Annotated in this window: 18 protein-coding genes; 10 read left to right on the top strand and 8 right to left on the bottom strand. The window is 72.3% G+C overall.

Features of this window, described 5'->3' with window-relative positions:
- Positions 1 to 46: 46 nt before the first annotated feature.
- The 4 genes from psbZ to ribH form a co-directional block, all read right to left on the bottom strand.
- Positions 47 to 235: a photosystem II reaction center protein PsbZ gene (gene psbZ / locus KUG39_RS05310; RefSeq protein WP_094584244.1), complete on the bottom strand. Its 189-nt coding sequence runs from the start codon at positions 233 to 235 to the stop codon at positions 47 to 49.
- An 86-nt stretch (positions 236 to 321) separates the two neighbouring features.
- The gene (gene rfbC, locus KUG39_RS05305; protein ID WP_094584243.1) at positions 322 to 921 is read right to left on the bottom strand and encodes a dTDP-4-dehydrorhamnose 3,5-epimerase; all 600 of its coding nucleotides are present in this window, start codon (positions 919 to 921) and stop codon (positions 322 to 324) included.
- A complete protein-coding gene (rfbA, locus tag KUG39_RS05300; protein WP_216913382.1) occupies positions 918 to 1,826 on the bottom strand; it encodes a glucose-1-phosphate thymidylyltransferase RfbA in 909 nt (302 codons plus the stop codon). The genes rfbC and rfbA overlap by 4 nt, the downstream gene beginning before the upstream one ends.
- Positions 1,823 to 2,311 carry a 6,7-dimethyl-8-ribityllumazine synthase gene (ribH, locus tag KUG39_RS05295; protein ID WP_094584241.1) on the bottom strand — a complete coding sequence of 163 codons (489 nt, stop codon included), beginning with the start codon at positions 2,309 to 2,311 and terminating at the stop codon, positions 1,823 to 1,825. Before ribH ends, rfbA begins: the two co-directional genes overlap by 4 nt.
- A 110-nt stretch (positions 2,312 to 2,421) precedes the next feature.
- Between ribH and mutS the strand changes: the two genes are divergently transcribed.
- Complete coding sequence (gene mutS, locus KUG39_RS05290) at positions 2,422 to 5,217, top strand: DNA mismatch repair protein MutS (protein ID WP_216913380.1); 2,796 nt, start codon at positions 2,422 to 2,424, stop codon at positions 5,215 to 5,217.
- Here the strand turns inward: mutS and KUG39_RS05285 are convergent.
- Positions 5,193 to 5,855 carry a precorrin-8X methylmutase gene (locus KUG39_RS05285; RefSeq protein ID WP_216913378.1) on the bottom strand — a complete coding sequence of 221 codons (663 nt, stop codon included), beginning with the start codon at positions 5,853 to 5,855 and terminating at the stop codon, positions 5,193 to 5,195. The genes mutS and KUG39_RS05285 overlap by 25 nt on opposite strands.
- Positions 5,856 to 5,987: 132 nt before the next feature.
- Here KUG39_RS05285 and KUG39_RS05280 point away from each other — a divergent pair, with 132 nt between their 5' ends.
- The 7 genes from KUG39_RS05280 to mscL all read left to right on the top strand — a co-directional run bounded on the left by KUG39_RS05280 (position 5,988) and on the right by mscL (position 13,788).
- On the top strand, positions 5,988 to 6,662 hold the full coding sequence (locus KUG39_RS05280; RefSeq protein ID WP_216913375.1) for a type II toxin-antitoxin system prevent-host-death family antitoxin: 675 nt from the start codon (positions 5,988 to 5,990) through the stop codon (positions 6,660 to 6,662).
- Positions 6,662 to 7,672, top strand: a complete 1,011-nt coding sequence (gene holA / locus KUG39_RS05275) for a DNA polymerase III subunit delta (protein WP_216913372.1) — start codon at positions 6,662 to 6,664, stop codon at positions 7,670 to 7,672. The genes KUG39_RS05280 and holA overlap by 1 nt, the downstream gene beginning before the upstream one ends.
- A 28-nt stretch (positions 7,673 to 7,700) precedes the next feature.
- Complete coding sequence (locus tag KUG39_RS05270) at positions 7,701 to 9,512, top strand: aspartate kinase (RefSeq protein ID WP_216913370.1); 1,812 nt, start codon at positions 7,701 to 7,703, stop codon at positions 9,510 to 9,512.
- A gap of 26 nt (positions 9,513 to 9,538) precedes the next feature.
- A complete protein-coding gene (locus tag KUG39_RS05265; protein WP_216913367.1) occupies positions 9,539 to 11,386 on the top strand; it encodes an MBL fold metallo-hydrolase in 1,848 nt (615 codons plus the stop codon).
- Positions 11,359 to 12,516, top strand: a complete 1,158-nt coding sequence (locus KUG39_RS05260) for a PQQ-dependent sugar dehydrogenase (RefSeq protein WP_216913364.1) — start codon at positions 11,359 to 11,361, stop codon at positions 12,514 to 12,516. Before KUG39_RS05265 ends, KUG39_RS05260 begins: the two co-directional genes overlap by 28 nt.
- Before the next feature lie 61 nt (positions 12,517 to 12,577).
- A complete protein-coding gene (locus KUG39_RS05255; protein WP_158219479.1) occupies positions 12,578 to 13,363 on the top strand; it encodes an EAL domain-containing protein in 786 nt (261 codons plus the stop codon).
- A 32-nt stretch (positions 13,364 to 13,395) separates the two neighbouring features.
- The gene (mscL, locus tag KUG39_RS05250) at positions 13,396 to 13,788 is read left to right on the top strand and encodes a large conductance mechanosensitive channel protein MscL (RefSeq protein ID WP_094584232.1); all 393 of its coding nucleotides are present in this window, start codon (positions 13,396 to 13,398) and stop codon (positions 13,786 to 13,788) included.
- Positions 13,789 to 13,809: 21 nt separating this feature from the next.
- Here the strand turns inward: mscL and uvrB are convergent, their stop codons facing one another.
- The 3 genes from uvrB to KUG39_RS05235 are packed head-to-tail and all read right to left on the bottom strand — an operon-like array spanning position 13,810 to position 17,091.
- Positions 13,810 to 15,819: an excinuclease ABC subunit UvrB gene (uvrB, locus tag KUG39_RS05245; protein ID WP_216913362.1), complete on the bottom strand. Its 2,010-nt coding sequence runs from the start codon at positions 15,817 to 15,819 to the stop codon at positions 13,810 to 13,812.
- 51 nt (positions 15,820 to 15,870) lie between these two features.
- Entirely contained in the window at positions 15,871 to 16,293 is a 423-nt protein-coding gene (locus KUG39_RS05240; protein WP_094584230.1) for a phage holin family protein, read from the bottom strand.
- Between the two features lie 27 nt (positions 16,294 to 16,320).
- Positions 16,321 to 17,091, bottom strand: coding sequence for a DUF561 domain-containing protein (locus KUG39_RS05235; RefSeq protein WP_094584229.1), 771 nt, complete (start codon positions 17,089 to 17,091; stop codon positions 16,321 to 16,323).
- Positions 17,092 to 17,114: 23 nt separating this feature from the next.
- On the opposite strand from KUG39_RS05235, the gene tilS reads away from it, so the two are divergent.
- Positions 17,115 to 18,146, top strand: a complete 1,032-nt coding sequence (gene tilS / locus KUG39_RS05230) for a tRNA lysidine(34) synthetase TilS (protein ID WP_353617333.1) — start codon at positions 17,115 to 17,117, stop codon at positions 18,144 to 18,146.
- A complete protein-coding gene (locus KUG39_RS05225; RefSeq protein WP_094584228.1) occupies positions 18,139 to 18,885 on the top strand; it encodes a hypothetical protein in 747 nt (248 codons plus the stop codon). Before tilS ends, KUG39_RS05225 begins: the two co-directional genes overlap by 8 nt.
- Positions 18,886 to 19,070 lie beyond the last annotated feature (185 nt).

Here is a 19,070-nt window from a genome sequence, read left to right as displayed (position 1 = left end):
GGACTGGGTGATCAGGGGAGGCTGTCACGCCGTCACCCTGTCGACCTCAGACCACCAGCAGGCTCATGCCCCAGTTGACCAGCACCAGGGCCACCCAGGCGGCGCCGCCGATCAGGATCAGGCGGTTGGAGCGGCCGCTGTCCTCGGTGCTCGCGTAGAGCACCGGCACCGCCACGATCAGGGCGAAGGACATCACCACCAGGGCCAGAACGGTGAGGGTATTGAGGATCTGCATGGGGCAGGAAGGCTCGGGGCCGGATCAGGCAGCGTTGGGGATCCTGCCATGCAGCGCGGGGCCCTGCCCGCCGCCGGAGCCATCCTTCACACGTTGTCGGGCGCGAACAGATCCCCGGCGGCGGCCAGGGCCCCCAGACCGGGGGCGGCGGCGTCCTTGGGGGCCAGCAGGGGCTGGTGGGGCGCCGGCAGCTCCCCCAGGGGCCAGTCGATGCCGATGGCCGGGTCGTTCCAGGCCAGGGAGCGCTCGCACTCCCGGCTCCAGTAGCCGGCGGTCTTGTACTGCACCTCGGCCACCGGGCTCAGGGTCAGGAAGCCGTGGGCGAAGCCCACCGGCACCCAGAGCTGGTGCTGGTTCTCGGCGCTGAGCCGCTCGCCCACCCACTGGCCCAGGGTCGGGGAATCCCGGCGCAGGTCGACGGCCACATCGAAGACCTCCCCGACGGTGCAGCGCACGAGCTTGCCCTGGGGGTGGGGCGCCCGCTGGAAATGCAGGCCCCGCAGCACCCCCTGCACGGAGCGGGAGTGGTTGTCCTGCACGAACTCAGGGGCGTCGGCGTCCTCCTTGCCGAGGGCCTCGGCGAAGCGGCGCCGGTTCCAGCTCTCGCTGAACCAGCCGCGCTCATCGGCGTAGACCGCCGGGGTGAGCAGCAGGGGGCCGTCGATGGCCAGGAACTGAACGTTCATCGTTGGGGCTCCAGGGCCTGGTGGTCGCTGGCGGCCTCCTGCAGCAGGCGCAGCAGGTAGTCGCCGTAGCCGGATTTCTTCAGGGGCAGGGCCAGCCGCTCCAGCTGGCCGTGGTCGATCCAGCCCAGGCGCCAGGCCACCTCCTCCGGGCAGCCCACCTTGAGGCCCTGGCGCTTCTCGAGGGTGCGGATGTAGCTGGCGGCCTCGTGAAGGGAATCGGGGGTGCCGGTGTCCAGCCAGGCCATGCCGCGGCCCATCAGCTCCACCCGCAGCAGGCCCTCATCGAGATAAAGCTGGTTGAGGTCGGTGATCTCCAGCTCGCCCCGCGGCGAGGGACGCACCTGGCGGGCCCGCTCCACCACGGTGTGGTCGTAGAAGTACAGGCCCGTGACCGCATAGCGGCTGCGCGGCTGGGGCGGCTTCTCCTCGATGCTCAGCACCCGGCCATCGCCGCTGAACTCCACCACCCCGTAGCGCTCCGGATCGCTCACCGGGTAGGCGAACACCGTTGCCCCGGGCCGCTCGCCGTTGGCCTCCTGCAGCTGGGGGATCAGGTCGTGGCCGTGGAAGAGGTTGTCCCCGAGCACCAGGGCCGCCGGTGCGCCGTCGAGGAACTCGGCGCCGATCAGGAACGCCTGGGCCAGCCCATCGGGGCTCGGCTGCACCGCATAGCGGATCTCCATGCCCCAGCCGGATCCGTCCCCCAGCAAGCGCTCAAAGGCGGGCTGGTCGGTGGGGGTGGTGATCACCAGCACCTCGCGGATGCCCGCCAGCATCAGGGTGCTGAGCGGGTAGTAGATCATCGGCTTGTCGTACACCGGCACCAGCTGCTTGCTGACGGCGGTGGTGAGGGGGGCCAGGCGCGTGCCGCTGCCCCCCGCCAGGATCAGTCCCTTGCGGTTCATGGCGTCGGCTGCGGCAGTGCGGCCATCAGGCTGCCCATCTCCAGGGCCTGGAGGCCGTAGCTCCAGCCCAGGTTGCTCTTGATGCCGGCCCGCTCGAGGGCCTGCTGCAGGGTGTCGGTGGTGAGCACCCCGAAGATCACCGGCACGCCGGTGTCGCGGGCCACGGCGGCCACCCCCTTGCTCACCTCGGCCACCACCACGTCGAAGTGGGGGGTGTCGCCCCGGATCACCGCCCCCAGGGTGATGACCACCTGGTAGCGACCGCTGGCGGCCAGCCGCTGGGCCACCAGAGGAATCTCGAAGCTGCCCGGCACCCAGGCCACGTCGAGCTGGGTGCTCTCGGGGCTGACGTCGATGCCGTGGCGGGAGAGGGAATCGAGGCAGCCGCTGAGCAGCTTGCCGGTCACCAGATCGTTGAAGCGGGCGATCACCAGGCCGATCCGCAGACCGGCGACATCGGTGAAGCGACCTTCGAAAACCGTCAAGGGGTCAGACCATGAAGAAGCTCATGCCCCAGTTGAGCAGCACCAGGGCCACCCAGGCCAGCCCCCCGACCCGATCCCCTTACGATCGGGACGCTCCTGACGGCGGACCCATGGCCAGGGAAGTCCAGCAGCAGCTCACGCTCGCGGACGATCCGGCCCTGCAGGGGGACCTGTTCGGTGGCACGCCCGAGCCGATCTCGACGGAGTCGCCGTCGGATGGGGACGCCCCGGACGACCAGGCCCTGCTGGCCGACGCCAGCGCCCGGCCCCGCCCCCGCCGGCAGCGGCCAGCGGCCACGGCCACCGGCACCGAGGGCGGTGGCGACGCCAGCGGCGCCCCGGCGACGCCCGCTGACGCGGTCCCGGAGCCCGCAGACGACCTGCCCCGCTGGCACCACCATTCCCTGGTGGATCCGGCGACGCTCACGCCGGTGCTGCGGCACTACGTGGAGCTCAAGGCGGCCCATCCGGACCGGGTGCTGCTTTACCGCCTCGGCGACTTCTACGAGTTCTTCTTCGAGGACGCGATCCTGCTCTCGCGTCTGCTCGAGCTCACCCTCACCGGCAAGGATGCCGGCAAGGCCCTGGGTCGGGTGCCGATGGCGGGCATCCCCCACCACGCCGCCGAGCGCTACTGCGCCGACCTGGTGCGCCGCGGCCTCAGCGTGGCCCTCTGCGACCAGCTGGAGGCCACCCCCGCCAAGGGGGCCCTGCTGCGGCGCGGCATCACCCGGGTGCTCACCCCCGGCACGGTGCTCGAGGAGGGCATGCTGGCCGCGCGCCGCAACAACTGGCTCTGCGCCGTGGTCCTCGACGGGGACGGCAGCGCAGCGGGCCGCTGGGGCCTGGCCGTCGCCGACGTCAGCACGGGCGAGTTCCGGGTGACCGAGCGCACGGGCAGCGGCAGCCTGCACCAGGAGCTGCTGCAGCTGGAGCCCGCCGAGGTGGTGTGGCCCGGCCCGGCGGAGGCGCCTGCCTGGTGCCCCGAGGGTCTGCGGCTCACCCCCCTGGCCCGCACCCCCTTCGAGGCCACCGAAGCCGACGCCCTGCTGCGCCGCCGCTTCCGCCTGGCCAGCCTCGATGGCCTGGGGCTGGGGGAGGCGCCCCTGGCGCTGCGGGCCGCCGGGGGCCTGCTGGCCTACCTGGACACCACCCAGGCGGCGGCGGCGGAAGGCGCCGCGGCCATCCCGCTGGAGATGCCCAGGCTCTGGCACGCCGGCGACCAGCTGGTGCTCGACGCCCAGACCCGCCGCAATCTGGAGCTCACCCGCACCCAGCTGGGCGGCGCCCTGCAGGGCTCCCTCCTCTGGGCCCTCGACCGCACCGCCACCGCCATGGGCGGCCGCTGCCTGCGCCGCTGGATCGAGGCCCCCCTGGTGGATCGCGCCGCGATCCTGGAGCGTCAGGAGGCGGTGAGCGAGCTGGTGGAGCAGCGGCCCCTGCGGGTGGGGCTGCGCCGGCTGCTGCGGCCCATGGGGGATCTGGAGCGGCTGGCGGGGCGGGCCGGCGCCGGCAGCGCCTCCGCCCGCGACCTGGTGTCCCTGGCCGACGGCCTCGAGCGGCTGCCCCGCCTCGCGGCCCTGGTGGCCCCCTGCCGCAGCGGCCCCCTGGCGGCCCTCAAGGGTCCGTGGCCCGAGCTGGCCGCCCTGGCCGAGGAGGTGCGCCACCACCTGGTCGACACGCCGCCCCTGTCGCTGAGTGAAGGCGGGCTGCTCCATGACGGGGTCGATCCGGTGCTCGACGGCCTGCGCAACCAGCTCGACGACCAGGAGGCCTGGCTCTCCCGGCAGGAGGCGATCGAACGGCGGGCCAGCGGCAACCCCAACCTGCGCCTGCAGTACCACCGCACCTTCGGCTACTTCCTGGCCGTGAGCCGCGCCCGGGCCGCCGCCGTTCCGGACCACTGGATCCGCCGCCAGACCCTGGCCAACGAGGAACGCTTCGTCACCCCGGATCTCAAGGGCCGCGAAGGCCGGATCCTGCAGCTGCGGGCCCGGGCCTGCCAGCGGGAGTACGACCTCTTCTGCGACCTGCGCCGCCGGGTGGGGGAGGCGGCCGGGCCCGTGCGGGCAGCCGCCCGGCGGGTGGCGGAACTCGATGCCCTGGCCTCCCTGGCGGAGGTGGCGGCCACCGGCGGCTACTGCCGGCCCGAACTCAGCGAGGGCCGCGAGCTGGTGATCGAGGCGGGGCGCCATCCGGTGGTGGAGCAGCTGCTGGTCGATGCGTCCTTCACCGCCAACGACCTGCAGCTGGGGTCTCCGGAGGCCGACGGAGCACCGGCGCCGGACCTGATCGTGCTCACGGGCCCCAATGCCAGCGGCAAGAGCTGCTATCTGCGCCAGAGCGGCCTGCTGCAGCTGATGGCCCAGATCGGCAGCTGGATCCCGGCCCGCTCTGCCCGGCTCGGCATCGCCGACCGCATCTTCACCCGGGTGGGGGCGGTGGACGACCTGGCCAGCGGCCAGTCCACCTTCATGGTGGAGATGGCCGAGACCGCCAACATCCTTCACCACGCCAGCCCCCGCTCCCTGGTGCTGCTCGACGAGATCGGCCGGGGCACGGCCACCTTCGACGGCCTCTCGATCGCCTGGGCCGTGGCGGAACACCTGGCCGAGGGCATCGGCGCCCGCACGATCTTCGCCACCCACTACCACGAGCTCAACGAGCTCGCCGAGCTGCTGCCCAACGTCGGCAACGCCCAGGTGCTGGTGGAGGAGACCGGCAACGACCTGGTGTTCCTGCACCGCGTCTGCCGGGGAGGCGCCAGCCGCAGCTACGGCATCGAGGCGGCCCGGCTTGCGGGTGTGCCCGCCTCGGTGGTGCTGCGGGCCCGCCAGGTGCTGGGCCGCATCGAGGCCAACAGCCATGTGGCGGTGGGACTTCAGGGGGGACCCAGGGCCGCCTGATCCAGCCAGGCCCGCCGCAGCAGGGCATTGGCGGCGGCGCCCACCAGTCCGGCGCCGCCCTTGCTGCCCTCCAGGCGGATCTGGGGGAGGGCGCTGGCGGCGAGATGGCGCTTGCTCTCGGCCACCCCCACGAACCCCACCGGCATGCCGATCACCAGGGCCGGGGCGGCGATGGTTCCGGCCTCCACCAGCTCCAGCAGCCGCTCCAGGGCCGTGGGGGCGCTGCCCACCAGCACCACCGCGCCCGGGTGCTCCAGCAGGGCCCGCTCCATGCCCGCCGCCGCCCGGGTGCCGCCGGCGGGGGCGACGGCGGGGGCCCAGGCCAGCACCGAAAGGACCGGATTGGCGAAGGTGCGCCGGGCCATGGGCGCCACGGCCGCCGCGGCCATCGCCGTGTCGGTGAGGATCGGCGCGCCGGCCGCCAGGGCGTTGAGGCCGGCGGCGCAGGCCCCCGGACCGAGGCGCAGATCCGGCGCCAGGGCCAGGTCGCCGCTGCTGTGCACCAGGCGCTCGAGCACCTCCTGCTCCACCCCCTCCAGGCCGGTGGGCCCCAGCCAGGCGCGGATGCGGCGCACACTCTCCCGGAAGATCGGATGGTCGAGGGAGGCCTCGAAGCTTTTGCTCGCCTGGCGCGGCATGGGGGCACCGGGACGGGAAGCCGCGAGGCTACGAGATGCGCCCTGGCCGTACTCCCGGTGGGCGGGGGCCTCTGCCGAGCCAAATCAAAACCTGTACATTGTGTACAGAACTCGAATTCGGCCGCCAACACCATGGACACCCTCGGCGTCCTGGAGGCCAGGAAGCGTTTCCCCGAGCTGCTTGATCGTGCCCACGGGGGCGAGGAGACCCTGATCTCGCGCCACGGCCACCCGGTGGCGGCCCTGGTGCCGCTCTGGCGTCGCCACCGTCCCCAGCGGCAGGCCCTGATCGCCCTCAAGGGCAGCGGCCGCGCCTGCTGGCCGGACCCGCTCCCGCCGAGCCAACCTTGGCCGCCCCAGCCCCTCGAAGGCGCCGGCGCACTGGCCCTCGGATCGGCCGTGGCCATCGACGCCACGGTGCTGATTCCCTGGCTGCGCGGGGACGCCTCCAGCCGCCGGCACGAGCCCCTGATCGCCGCGATCGCCGCCGGCCACTGGCGCGGGGTCCTGAGCATGGCCACCCTGAGGACGCTGGTGGAGGGGCCCCTGCTCCGGGGGGACGAGACCCTGGCGGCCCGCTACGAAGCCGTGTTCAGCGATCCTGCGGCCTGGACCCTGGTGAGCCTCACGCCCCAGGTCGCCCTGGCGGCGGCACGCCTGCAGCGGCCCGGCACCGGGCCGGCCCTGGGGCCCGATGGCGCCCTGGAGCTGGCCTCGGCCCTGCATGGCGGGGCCACGGCGATGATCAGCCGGGACCCCCGCCTGCTCGCCTCCCTGCCCCTGCCGGCGGGGCCGCCCCTGCCCTGATGCCGATCCACCTCTACTGGGGCGACGACGAGGCCGCCCGCCAACGGGCCCTGGCGGACCGGATCGAGGCCCTGGTGGATCCCGCCTGGGCTTCGATCAACCTCAGCCGGCTGGATGGGGCCGATGCCGTCCAGGCGGCCCGGGCCCTCGAGGAGGCCCGCACCTCCCCCTTCGGTGCCGGGGCCCGGGTGGTGGTGCTGCAGCGCAGTCCCTTCTGCCAGGCCTGCCCGGCGGAGCTGGCGGCCCAGCTGGAGGCCTCGGTCGCGCTGATCCCGGACGACTGCCACCTGTTCCTGGTCAGCGACGGCAAGCCCGACGCCCGGCTGCGCACCACCAAGCGCCTGCGGACCCTGGCCGAGGAGCAGTCCTTCACCCTGCCGCCGGTCTGGGATGGGGCCGGTCAGATCGAACGGGTGGAGAGCGCCGCCCGGGCCCGGGGCCTGACCCTGGGGCCGGCGGCGGCCGAGGCCCTGGCCGAGGCGATCGGCAGCGACGGGATGCGGCTCGCCAGCGAGCTGGAGAAGCTGGCGCTCCACGCCGGCGGCGGTGGCAGCGGCCGTGGTGGGCCGATCACCGCCGAGGCGGTGGCCGCCCTGATCGGCGGCCAGGTCACCAGCAGCCTGGCCGTGGGCGACGCCCTGCTGGCCCAGCACCCGGCCGAGGCGATCGCCCTGGTGGAGGCCCTGCTGGAGGTGGGCGAGCCCGCCCTGCGCATCGTGGCGGCCCTGGCCAGCCAGATCCGGGGCTGGCTGTGGGTGTGCCTGCTGGAGCGCAGCGGCGAGCAGGACGTGGCCGTGATCGCCAAAGCGGCGGGGATCGGCAATCCCAAGCGGATCTACGTGATGCGCAAGCAGATCCGCGGCCGCAGCCCCGAGCAACTGCTGGCCCTGCTGCGCCGCCTGCTCGACGTGGAGGCCGCCCTCAAGCGCGGCGCCGACCCCGGCGACGCCTTCCGGGACGGCTTCCTGCTGGCCGCCCTGGCGCAGCCCGGGAGCGCCCCGCGTCGATAATCGGCCCGGATGCGCCGGCAACGCGGGAATGGCCCTGTTGATTCAGAAGTTCGGGGGGACCTCGGTGGCGGACACCGAGCGGATCCGGGCGGTCGCCCGCCGCATCGCCGCCAGCCGCGAGGAGGGCCACGAGCTGGTGGTGGTCGTGTCGGCCATGGGTCACACCACCGACCAGCTGACCGGCATGGCCGCCAGCCTCTGCAGCGATCCCCCCCGCCGGGAGATGGACATGCTGCTGGCCACGGGCGAGCAGGTGTCGATCGCCCTGCTGTCGATGGCCCTCCATGCCGAAGGCGTGCCCGCCGTCTCGATGACCGGCACCCAGGCCGGGATCATCACCGAATCGGCCCATGGCCGGGCCCGGATCCTGGAGGTGCGCACCGAACGGCTGCGCCGCCTGCTGGAGGACGGCCATGTGGTGGTGGTGGCCGGCTTCCAGGGCACCAGCAGCGGCCACGCCGGCACCCCGGAGATCACCACCCTGGGCCGCGGCGGTTCCGACACCTCCGCGGTGGCGCTGGCGGCCGCCCTCGGCGCCGACGGCTGCGAGATCTACACCGACGTGCCCGGGGTGCTGACCACCGACCCCCGCAAGGTGAGCGATGCCCAGCTGATGGACAGCGTCAGCTGCGACGAGATGCTGGAACTGGCCAGCCTTGGAGCCGCGGTGCTCCACCCCCGGGCCGTGGAGATCGCCCGCAACTACGGGGTGCCCCTGACGGTTCGCTCCAGCTGGAGCCAGGCCCCCGGCACCCGGCTCACCAGCGGTCCGGCCCGGCCGATCGGCAGTGAGGGGCTGGAGCTGGGCCGGCCCGTCGACGGGGCGGAGCTCGAGGCCGACCAGGCCGTGCTGGCCCTCTCCCACGTGCCCGACCGGCCGGGGGTGGCCGCCACCCTTTTCGAGGCCCTGGGCGCCGCCGGCCTGAACGTGGACCTGATCGTCCAGGCGATCCACGAGGGCGCCAGCAACGACATCGCCTTCACCCTGGCGGCGTCGGAGATGGAGCGCGCCCGCCAGGTGTGCCAGGAGGTGCTGGCGGCCATGGGGGCCGATGGGGCCCAGCTTTCGGCCGAGGCGGGCATGGCCAAGCTCAGCATCGCCGGGGCCGGCATCCTGGGCCGCCCGGGCGTGGCGGCCCGCCTGTTCGACACCATGGCCCGCCTCGGCATCAACCTGCGCCTGATCGCCACCAGCGAGGTGAAGGTGAGCTGCGTGGTGGATGGCCAGCTGGGCGCCCGGGCCCTGCGGGCCGCCGGCGAGGCCTTCGAGCTCGCCGACCAGCAGCTCCGCCACGATCCGCCCCCCTGCCACCTGGGGGATCCGGCGGTGCGGGGCGTGGCCCTCGACCGCGACCAGGTGCAGGTGTCGGTGCGGCGGGTGCCCGATCGGCCCGGGGCGGCCGCGGCCATCTGCCGGGCCCTGGCCGATGCGGGCATTAGCCTCGACGCCATCGTGCAGTCGGAGCGCACCCACGGCGGTCCGGAGGACCGGCGGCGGGACATGAGCTTCACCCTGCGGCGCGACGACCGGCCGGGGGCCGAGCGGGCCCTGGCCCCGATCCTGCGCCAGTGGGACGGCGCCTGCTTCGAAGAAGGCCCGGCCATCGCCAGGGTCAGCGCCGTGGGCGCCGGGATGGCCTGCACCGCCGGCACGGCGGCGCGGATGTTCCGTTCCCTGGCCGATGCGGGCATCAACATCTCCCTGATCGCCACCAGCGAGATCCGCACCAGCTGCGTGGTGGCGGAGGCCGATGGCGTGCGCGCCCTGCAGGCGGTGCACCAGGCCTTCGGCCTCGGCGGAGCGACTCGGCATGCGGCCCAGGGGACAGAAGCTCCCTAGGCTTGGGGCCGCGCCAGGGTCGGGGCATGTTGGTTCGGTTCTGGGGAACCCGCGGTTCGATCGCCAAGCCCGGCCCGGACACCTTCCGCTTCGGCGGCAACACCTCCTGCGTCGAGGTCCGCTCCGACGCCGGCACCCTGCTGGTGATCGACTGCGGCACCGGCGCCCACGGCCTGGGGCAGGCCCTGATGCAGGAGCGGCCCGACGGCATCGAAGGCTCGCTGCTGATCAGCCACACCCACTGGGACCACATCCAGGGCTTTCCCTTCTTCGCCCCCTTCTTCGCCCCTGGCCACACCTGGGACGTCTTCGGCCCCAGCGGCCTCTCGGGAAGCCTGCGCAGCGTGCTCTCCGGCCAGATGCAGCACGCCTACTTCCCCGTCACCCTCGAGCAGTTCGCCGCCACGATCCGCTACCACGACCTGCACGAGGGCACCTTCCGGATCGGGGACGTGACGATCACGACCCACCTGCTCAACCATCCCGCCCTCACCCTGGCCTACCGGCTCCAGGCGGACGGGGCCACGGTCATCTACTGCTGCGACCACGAACCCCACGCACCCGAACTGGCCAGCGGCATCGGTCCCCTCTCCGGCCAGGACCTGCACTACGCCGAGTTCATCGAGGGGGCCGACCTGGTGATCCACGACGCCCAGTACACGGCCCTGGAGTTCCCGGCCAAGCTCGGCTGGGGCCACAGCTCGGTGGAGTACGCGGTGCGCATCTGCGAGGAGGCCGGGGTGGCCCGGCTGGTGCTCACCCACCACGACCCGCTGCGCAACGACGCGACCATCGACCTGATCCTGGCCGGTGTGCGCGCCGATCTGGCCGAGCGGGGCGCCCCCCTGGAGGTGCTGGCGGCTTCGGAGGGCCTGGTGCTGCGCACCACCCCCCGCACACCCGAGGCCGCAGCCGGCGCTCAGCCGGCCGAAGCTGGGGCCGAAACGGCGGAGGCGCCCGGACCCGGGGCCCTCAGTGGCGATCCCGGCGGCCCCCCGGCCCTGGTCTGGGTGACGGACAGGGATCTGGAGGCGGCCCTCACCACCGCCCTGCGGCTCGAAGGTCTGCCCTTCCATGTGGCCGGCGGCGAAGCCGATCTGGAGCAGCGTATCGAGCGCGACGGGGCGTCCCTGCTGCTGCTGGAGCAGGCGCTCCCCGTCCGCGATGGCCCCGGGCTGGTCCGCCGGCTGCGGGAGTCCGCGGCGACGGGGCTGGCCGAGACCCCGGTCGTGATGCTGGCGGCCGTGGAGGAGCAGGCCCGCTACGACGATCCCCTGGTCAGCGAGTGGCTGGTGCTGCCCGTCTCCGAGAGCTTCCTGCGGGCCCGGCTGCGGGCCTGGAGCCTGCGCACCCCCTGCCGCTGGGAGCGGGCCCGGCCGCCGCAGGACGAGGAACGGCGCCTGCGGCGGCTGGCGGAGCTGGGCCTGCTGGACACGGAACGGGAGGAGCGCTTCGACCGGCTGACCCGGATCGCCGCGGCCGCCTTCGATGTGCCGATCGCCCTGATCAGCCTGATCGATGCCGAGCGGCAGTGGTTCAAGTCCTGCCATGGCCTGGCCACCTGCCAGACCTCCCGCGATCTGGCCTTCTGCGCCCATGCGATCCTCCAGCGCTCGGACCTCCTTGTGGCGGACACCTGGCTCGACGAGCGCTTCGCCGAGAATCCCCTGGTGCTGGGGGAACCCCGGATCCGCTTCTACGCCGGCTCGCCCCTGATCCTCGAGGACGGCACCTGCCTGGGCACGCTGTGCCTGATCGACACCCGCCCGCGTCAGCTCAGCGGCGCCGAGCTCTCCCTGCTCCACGACCTGCGCGATCTGGTGCTTCTGGAGCTGTCCCCCCAGCCATGGCCCGTCGCCGTCCACCATTCCTGAACGGCCTGGCCGGGGTCCTGCTGCTGCCGGCCCTGGCCAGCTGCCAGAGCGCGGCCGTCTCCGCCCCGGTGCGCAGTGTGCCGGTGGTGGGCGGCCTCGAGCACCCCTGGGCCGTGGCCTGGCTGCCGGGCGGCGACCTGCTGATCACGGAGCGGCCGGGCCGGCTGCGCCTGGTGCGGGGCGGCGTGCTGCAGGCCGAGCCGATCCGCGGCGTGCCGGAGGTGCTGGCCGCCGGCCAGGGGGGCCTGCTGGACGTGGCCGTCCATCCCGACTTCGCCACCAACCGCTGGATCTATCTCACCTATGCGGCCGGCAGCGCCGAGGCCAACCACACCCGGCTGGCCCGGGCCCGCTTCGACGGCCGCGCCCTCAGCGATGTGCAGGTGCTGTACGCGGTGCCGCAGCGCAAGAGCGGCGCCCAGCACTTCGGCTCCCGCCTGCTCTGGCTCCCGGATGGCACCCTGCTGCTGGCCATCGGGGACGGGGGCAATCCTCCGATCGAACTGGAGGGGCAGCCGATCCGCACCCAGGCCCAGAACCCGGGCAGCGCCCTGGGCAAGGTGCTGCGCCTGAACGCGGACGGCACCGCCGCCAGGGGCACCCCCTTCGCCGCCAAGCCCGGCGCCCTGCCGGGACTCTGGAGCCTCGGGCACCGCAACATCCAGGGGCTGGCCCTCGATCAGCGAACGGGCCGGGTCTGGGCCAGCGAACACGGCGCCCGCGATGGCGACGAGCTCAACCGGATCGAGGCCGGCGTGAACTACGGCTGGCCGCGGGTGACCCACAGCCGCGAGTACTTCGGCCCGCCGATCGCACCGGCCACCAGCGCCCCGGGCCTGCGGGATCCGGTCCTCGTCTGGACGCCCGCCATCGCCCCCTCCGGCCTGGCGGTCTACGACGGCGATCGCTATCCGGGCTGGCGCGGTGATCTCTTCGCCGGCGGACTGGTGTCGCGGCAGGTGCATCGGCTGCGCCTGGATCCGGAGGGATCGGTGACACCCCAGCAGGAGATTCCGATCGGCGCCCGGGTGCGGGACGTGCGCCAGGGACCGGATGGATTCCTTTATGTGCTCACCGACGGGGCCGGCGATGGCCAGCTGCTGCGCCTGGAACCCACCGGAGCGCCCTGATGTCTGGATTAAGGTTCAATCTCTTTCGAACCATCACCTTTCCCATGGGACGGAGATTCTCATGATCCGACCCGAGGAGATCGCGGAGGGCCTGGCGAAGGGTGAGTTTTTTCTGGAGTATCTGCCGATCCTGTCCCTCCCGGATCTCCGCTGCATCGGAGCCGAAGCCCTCATCCGCTGGCGGCGGGCCGATGGCTCTCTGGTGATGCCCGGGGAGTTCATCCCGTCCCTGGAGTCCACCCCCGCCGCGGGTGTGCTCACCTACTGGGTGATCGAAACCGCGGCGGCGGAACTCAAGGACTGGTTACGGCGCCATGCCGACGTGCATCTCAGTCTCAACGTTCCACCGGAGATCACCGGACGGGGCGGGGTCTATTACGCCGCGATGAAATCCGGCCTGGCCGACATGATTCCCCAGCTGATCCTGGAGGTCACCGAGCGGGGGCTTCCCGATGCCCTGGGCCTGGCGGGCATGTTCCAGGCCCAGCAACTCGGCATCAAGATGGCGCTCGATGACGTCAGCCTGCTGCGGGGCGCCAATCTCGCCATTCTCGGCCGTTGCCCCTTCGACATCATCAAGGTGGATCGCGAGATGCTGGCCATGATCACCCCGGAGACGCCCAATCCTGAGTGGCTGGACGGACTCACCGCCCTGATCCGCTCGTCCCGGCTGATGGTCATCGCCGAAGGGGTCGAGACGGACCAGCAACTCCAGGTGCTGATGCAGGCGGGGGTCCAGGCCGCCCAGGGCTTCCTCCTGTCCCCTCCGATCTCCGCCGCCGCCCTGATCGGCTTCCATCAGCGAACCAATGGTCCGCAGGACGCCGACGGGGACCTCCAGCCGTGAAGTAGGAAGGACGACATTCACGCAAGAATCCCATGGCCCGGCGCGCCGCCACCTCCTTTCTGAGCGACTTCAAGGCGTTCATCAACAAGGGCAATGTGGTCGATCTTGCGGTGGCCGTCGTCATCGGTGGTGCCTTCGGCAAGGTGGTGGATGCCATCGTCAGCCTGGTGATGACCAACCTGCTGGAGCCGGCCCTGAAGGCGGCGCAGGTGGATTCGATCAGTGCCTGGCCCGCCGGCACGGTGATCGTGGCCCTGATCAACTTCCTGGTGATCGCCTTCGTGGTGTTCCTGATCGTGCGGGCCATCGAGGCGATGAAACGCCAGGAGGAGATCAAGGCCGCCGATGCCGGGCCCGATCCCCAGGCCGAACTGGCGGCCGCCGCCAACCGCCTGGCCGAAGCCCTGGATCGGCGGGCGCTCTAGGCCGCAGCGGCGGTGGGTGCCCTAGGCCGCCGGCCGGCCCACCAGCTTGTGGCGCAGGTTCTTGATCCGGTCCCTCAGGTTGGCGGCCTCCTCGAACTCCAGGCTCTTGGCCGCCGCCTTCATCTTCTCCTCCAGCTGGGTGATCAGCTCGGGCAGGGCATCGAGCGGCACCTCGTTCTGCTCGGCCTGCTCGGCCGCCACCTCCAGCTGGTCGTCGGTGAGCCGGCGGGAAAGCTCCAGGAAGGAGAGGATCGCATTGCCCGCCCGCTTGCCGGCGGGGGTGGGGGTGATGCCGTGGCGTTCGTTGTAGGCGTGCTGGATGACCCGGCGCCGCTCGGTCTCGGAGATCGCCTTGGCCATCGAGTCGGTGAGGTTGTCGGCGTAGAGCAGCGCCACCCCATCGATGTGGCGCGCCGCCCGGCCGATGGTCTGGATCAGGGAGCGCTCCGCCCGCAGGAAGCCCTCCTTGTCGGCATCGAGGATCGCCACCAGGGACACCTCGGGCAGGTCGAGGCCCTCCCGCAGCAGGTTGACGCCCACGAGCACGTCGTAGGCGCCGTTACGTAGGTCCTGGATGATCTCGATCCGCTCGATCGAATGGATCTCCGAGTGCAGGTAGCGCACCCGCACCCCGTTCTCGGCCAGGTAGTCGGTGAGGTCCTCGGCCATGCGCTTGGTGAGGGTGGTGACCAGCACCCGCTCCTGCCGATCGGCCCGCACCCGGATCTCGCCGAGCAGGTCGTCCACCTGACCCTCCGAGGGGCGCACCTCCACGATCGGATCGAGAACGCCGGTGGGGCGGATCACCTGCTCCACCACCTGGCCCTTGCTCTGGGCCAGCTCCCAGGCCCCGGGGGTGGCCGAGACGAAGATGGTCTGGCGGGCTTTTTCCCAGAACTCGTCCCCCTTGAGGGGCCGGTTGTCGGCGGCGCTGGGCAGCCGGAAGCCGTGCTCGATCAGCACCTGCTTGCGGCTCTGGTCGCCGTTGTACATGGCCTGGAGCTGGGAGCAGGTGACGTGGCTCTCATCCACCACCAGCAGCCAGTCGTCGGGGAAGTAGTCGATCAGGCATTCGGGCGGCGTACCGGCCTCCCGGCCCGCCAGATGCCGGGCGTAGTTCTCCACCCCGTTGCAGTAACCCACCTGCTCCAGCATCTCCAGGTCGTAGGTGGTGCGCTGCTCGAGGCGCTGGGCCTCCAGCAGACGCCCCTGGCCGTTGAGCAGCTCGAGCCGTTCGCGCAGTTCGGCCCGGATCGCCTGGATCGCCCCCTGCAGCCGCTCCTTGGGGGTCACGAAGTGCTTGGCCGGGTAGATGTTGATCGTCTCCAGGCTCTGGAGGATCTCGCCGGTGGTGGGATCGACGTAACGGATCGCCTCCACCTCATCGCCGAACAGCTCAATTCGCACCAGCCGGTCCTCGTAGGCAGGGCCGATCTCCAGCACGTCGCCCCGCACCCGGAAGCGTCCGCGGCTGATCTCGATGTCGTTGCGGGAGTACTGGTTGTTGACCAGATCCCGCAGGGAGCCGCGCAGATCCAGCTTGTCGCCCACCTCGAACTTCACGGCGGCCTTGAGGTATTCCGAGGGGATGCCGAGGCCGTAGATGCAGCTGATCGAGGCCACCACGATCACATCGCGGCGCTCGAACAGCGAGCGGGTGGCCGAGTGCCGCAGCATGTCGATCTCCTCGTTGATCGAGGCGGTCTTGGCGATGTAGGTGTCCGAGACGGGAACGTAGGCCTCGGGCTGGTAGTAGTCGTAGTAGGAGATGAAGTATTCGACGGCATTGTTGGGGAAGAATTCCCGCAGCTCATTACAGAGCTGGGCCGCCAGGGTCTTGTTGTGGGCCAGCACCAGGGTGGGACGCCCCGTACGGGCGATCACGTTGGCGATCGAGAAGGTCTTGCCGGTGCCGGTGGCGCCAAGGAGCGTCTGGAAGCGTTCGCCCCCGTCGACGCCTTTCACCATCGCCTCGATGGCGGCGGGTTGGTCGCCCTTTGGTTCGTAGGGCGCGTGAAGCTGGAATGGCATCGGACCATTCTGGCGGTCACGAACGGGGAACGGCCCGGCAGGGAAAACCGGTCAGCCCACCCCGGAGGCCGCCGCCATCGCCCGGGTCAGGGGCACATCCAGGCCCATCCAGCCCAGCACCACGCTGCTCAGCACGCTGTAGGCCAGGGCCCCGAGGATGGCGCTGATCAGACCGTTGTGAAGCCGGAACCCCTTGATCAGCCAGGCGGCCAGGCTGAACAGGATGATCGTGATCAGCCAGTTGAACAGGAACGACACCGGGCTGATCAGGCCCCCCAGGGAGGAGACGAACCAGACCGGCCCCAGCAGGAGCTTCAGGGGGAGGATCAGCAGGGTGCCCAGCAGGGCGATGACAATGGCCGACAGCAGGGCGGCGGAAAAGCTCGCCAGCTCCACCCCCACGGGCAGTCGCGCCACCAGCAGCAGAATGAGGGCCCGGATCGGCCATTGAAGGAGCCAGGTGAGGGAGCCCATGGGGAGCGATGCCGCAACCCTTTCACCTTACTGAGGCTGTTCGCTTTGAACCATCGACGCCACGGGCAGGGCCTCCCGCAGGGCACGCACCACCGCCACCATGGCAAGCTCATCGTCGAGGCGGTTGACGGCGGAGCCCACGCCCACACCGGCGGCACCGGCGGCCAGGGCCATCGGCACCGTGACAGCGGAAAGCCCGGAGGCGCACAGCACCGGCACATCCACCGCCCGGCTGATGGCATGGGCGGCCGCCAGGGTCGGGGCGGCCTTCTCGATCAGGCCCAGGGCACCGGCGCTGAGGGGACGGGCACTGGTGCCGCCCTCGGTCTGGATCAGATCGGCGCCGGCGGCCACCAGCTCCACCGCCAGCCGCTCCTGCTCGTCGAGGGGCAGGGTGTGGGGCACGGTGACCGAGAGCACGGTCTCCGGCAGCAGCGCCCGGGTGCGACGGGTGAGCGCGAGCACTTCGTCGGCACCGAAGATCCGCCCCTGGGGATAGAAGCTGTCGTAGTTGCCGATCTCCACCATGGCGGCACCGGCCTCGACGGCGGGCGGGAACAGGGCGGGATCCACGGCCGAGACGCAGACCGGCAGACCCGGAGCCAGCGCCACGGCCAGGCGGACGAGGGTGGGGTCGCAGGCCAGATCCACCAGGTCGGCGCCGCCGGCGGCGGCGGCCCGGACCACCCGCTGCACCCGGGCCGCGTCGAAGTTGTCGAGGCCGGCGATGACCTTCAGCGCCCGCCCCTGACGGATCGCCTGCTGCAGGGCGGTGGGCAGGCTGGAGAGGCGGGTCATCGGCGGACGGAAGGACGCATGCCGTGATTCTCCCACCCGACCCCTGCCAGGGCCGGCGGCCCTGGGGAAGCGACCAGGCGCGCCTGCACCGGCACCTGCTGCGCCAGCCCGCCCTGCTGCCGGCGGGGGGGTCGCTGCTGCTGGCCGTGTCCGGCGGGCAGGACTCCATGGCCCTCACCACCCTCCTGCTGGACCTCCAGCCCCTGCACGGCTGGCGGCTGCAGCTGTGGCACGGCGATCACGGCTGGCGCCCCGACGCGGCCCAGCAGGCCGGGGAACTGACCCGGTGGGCCCGGAGCCAGGGACTGGACCTGAGGCTCGACCGGGCCGATCCGGTGCCCGGCAGCGAGGCCGCAGCCCGGGACTGGCGCTACGGCTGCCTGGCCGCGGCGGCCCTCCAGGGGAACTGCACCCATGTGGTGACGGGCCACACCGCCAGCGACCGGGCCGAGACCGTGGTGCTCAACCTCGCCCGCGGCAGCCACCTGCGGGGCCTGGCCAGCCTGGGGGCCAGCCGGCCCCTGGAAGCGGCCTCCAGCCCCCTGCAGCTGGCCCGACCGCTGCTGATCTTCGACCGCAGCGACACCGGCCGCCTCTGCCGGGAGCGGAGCCTGCCCGTCTGGACGGACAGCAGCAACGCGGATCTGCGCTTCGCCCGCAACCGGCTGCGCGCCGACGTCATGCCGGTGCTGGAGGCCCTCCATCCCGGGGCCAGTCGGCGGATCAGCGCCCAGGCGGAGCGCCTGGAGGCGCAGTTCGCGGCCGAGACGGAACTGCTGGACCTGGCCCTGGCGGGACTGCAGCAGGGAGAGGACACCGCTCGGTTGCCGCGCCGACGCCTGGCCAGCCTGGCCCCGGCCAGCCAGCGACGGCTGCTGCACCACTGGCTGCGGCGGCACCTGGGGCGGGATCCGGGAGCCAGAGGCCTCGAAACCCTGGTGGACCGGCTGGCCCGCGGGCGGAATCCGGGCCGGCTGGATCTGGCCGAAGGATGGCAACTGCACTGGGATCACAGCACACTGTGGGTCCGCCCACCCGACCCGCTCCATGGCTGAGACCAGCGCCAACGACGCCGCCCAGCGCTATGCGGTGATCGAGCAGGCCTACTCCAGGGAGAAGTGGGGCACGGTGGTGGGCGATGGGGGGGAGCTGCTGCAGGAACTGCAGCAATCGGACAACCCCCAGCTCACCGGGCTGAAGCTGCGGCTGCAGCTGCTGCTGGGCCACACCCAGCTCTACGGCTACGGGGACAAGGCCACCGCCGCCGGGTACTACGGAACCGTGGCCGAGCAGAACAGCGAGGCCGCCCTCACCAGGATCGCCGAGCAGGGTCTCAAACAGTGCGCCATCGAGGAGGCCGCCGCCGCCCCGACCACGGGGCCAGCGGCGGCTGGCAGCGCCGCGCCCTCCCCCGGTTTCCTCGCCGAGGGGGCCACAGCCCCGGCGGCAACCGCTCAGGCGGTCACCGGCCCGGCGGCCCCCTGGCTGACCAAGACGGGGGCCGCAACCGCGGCAGCGGCAGCCGCGTCCCCGGCCGCCGATCTGGAGTCGGCACCCGCCGAGGAGGGCCCGGATGCGGCGACGGCCGCGACGCCGGCGGCCCCCTGGAGCGAGCCCTCGCTGATCCCGGAGGTGGTGGAGGAGCCCGAGCTGATCGAGCTGCACCAGGCGGACCCGACCCTGGCCGACGACGTGGAACTGAGCTGGCAGGAGTCCAGCCCAGCCACGGCTGCGCCGATGAACAAGGAGGACGAGGAGCTGCTCAGCGGCCTGATGCTGGTCAGGGTCCGCTGAGCCTGCCCCCGGGCGATCAGCCCGCCGCCGCGGCCGAGCGGCGGCGACGGACGCGGCCGGTGGGTTCCGGCTCTTCAACGGGGGCCTTGCTGGCCGCCGCCACGGGGGCCGGCGCTGCGACGGTGGCCGTGGCCGTGGCGGCCGCCGGGGCGGCGGCGGTCACCAGCTGGCGCTGGGGCACGGCG

The sequence above is a fragment of the Synechococcus sp. CCAP 1479/10 genome, assembly GCF_019038515.1.
Classification (GTDB): Bacteria; Cyanobacteriota; Cyanobacteriia; order PCC-6307; family Cyanobiaceae; genus Cyanobium.
Note: the sequence above shows the minus strand (reverse complement) of the source record. Positions and strands in the feature narration are given on the sequence as shown.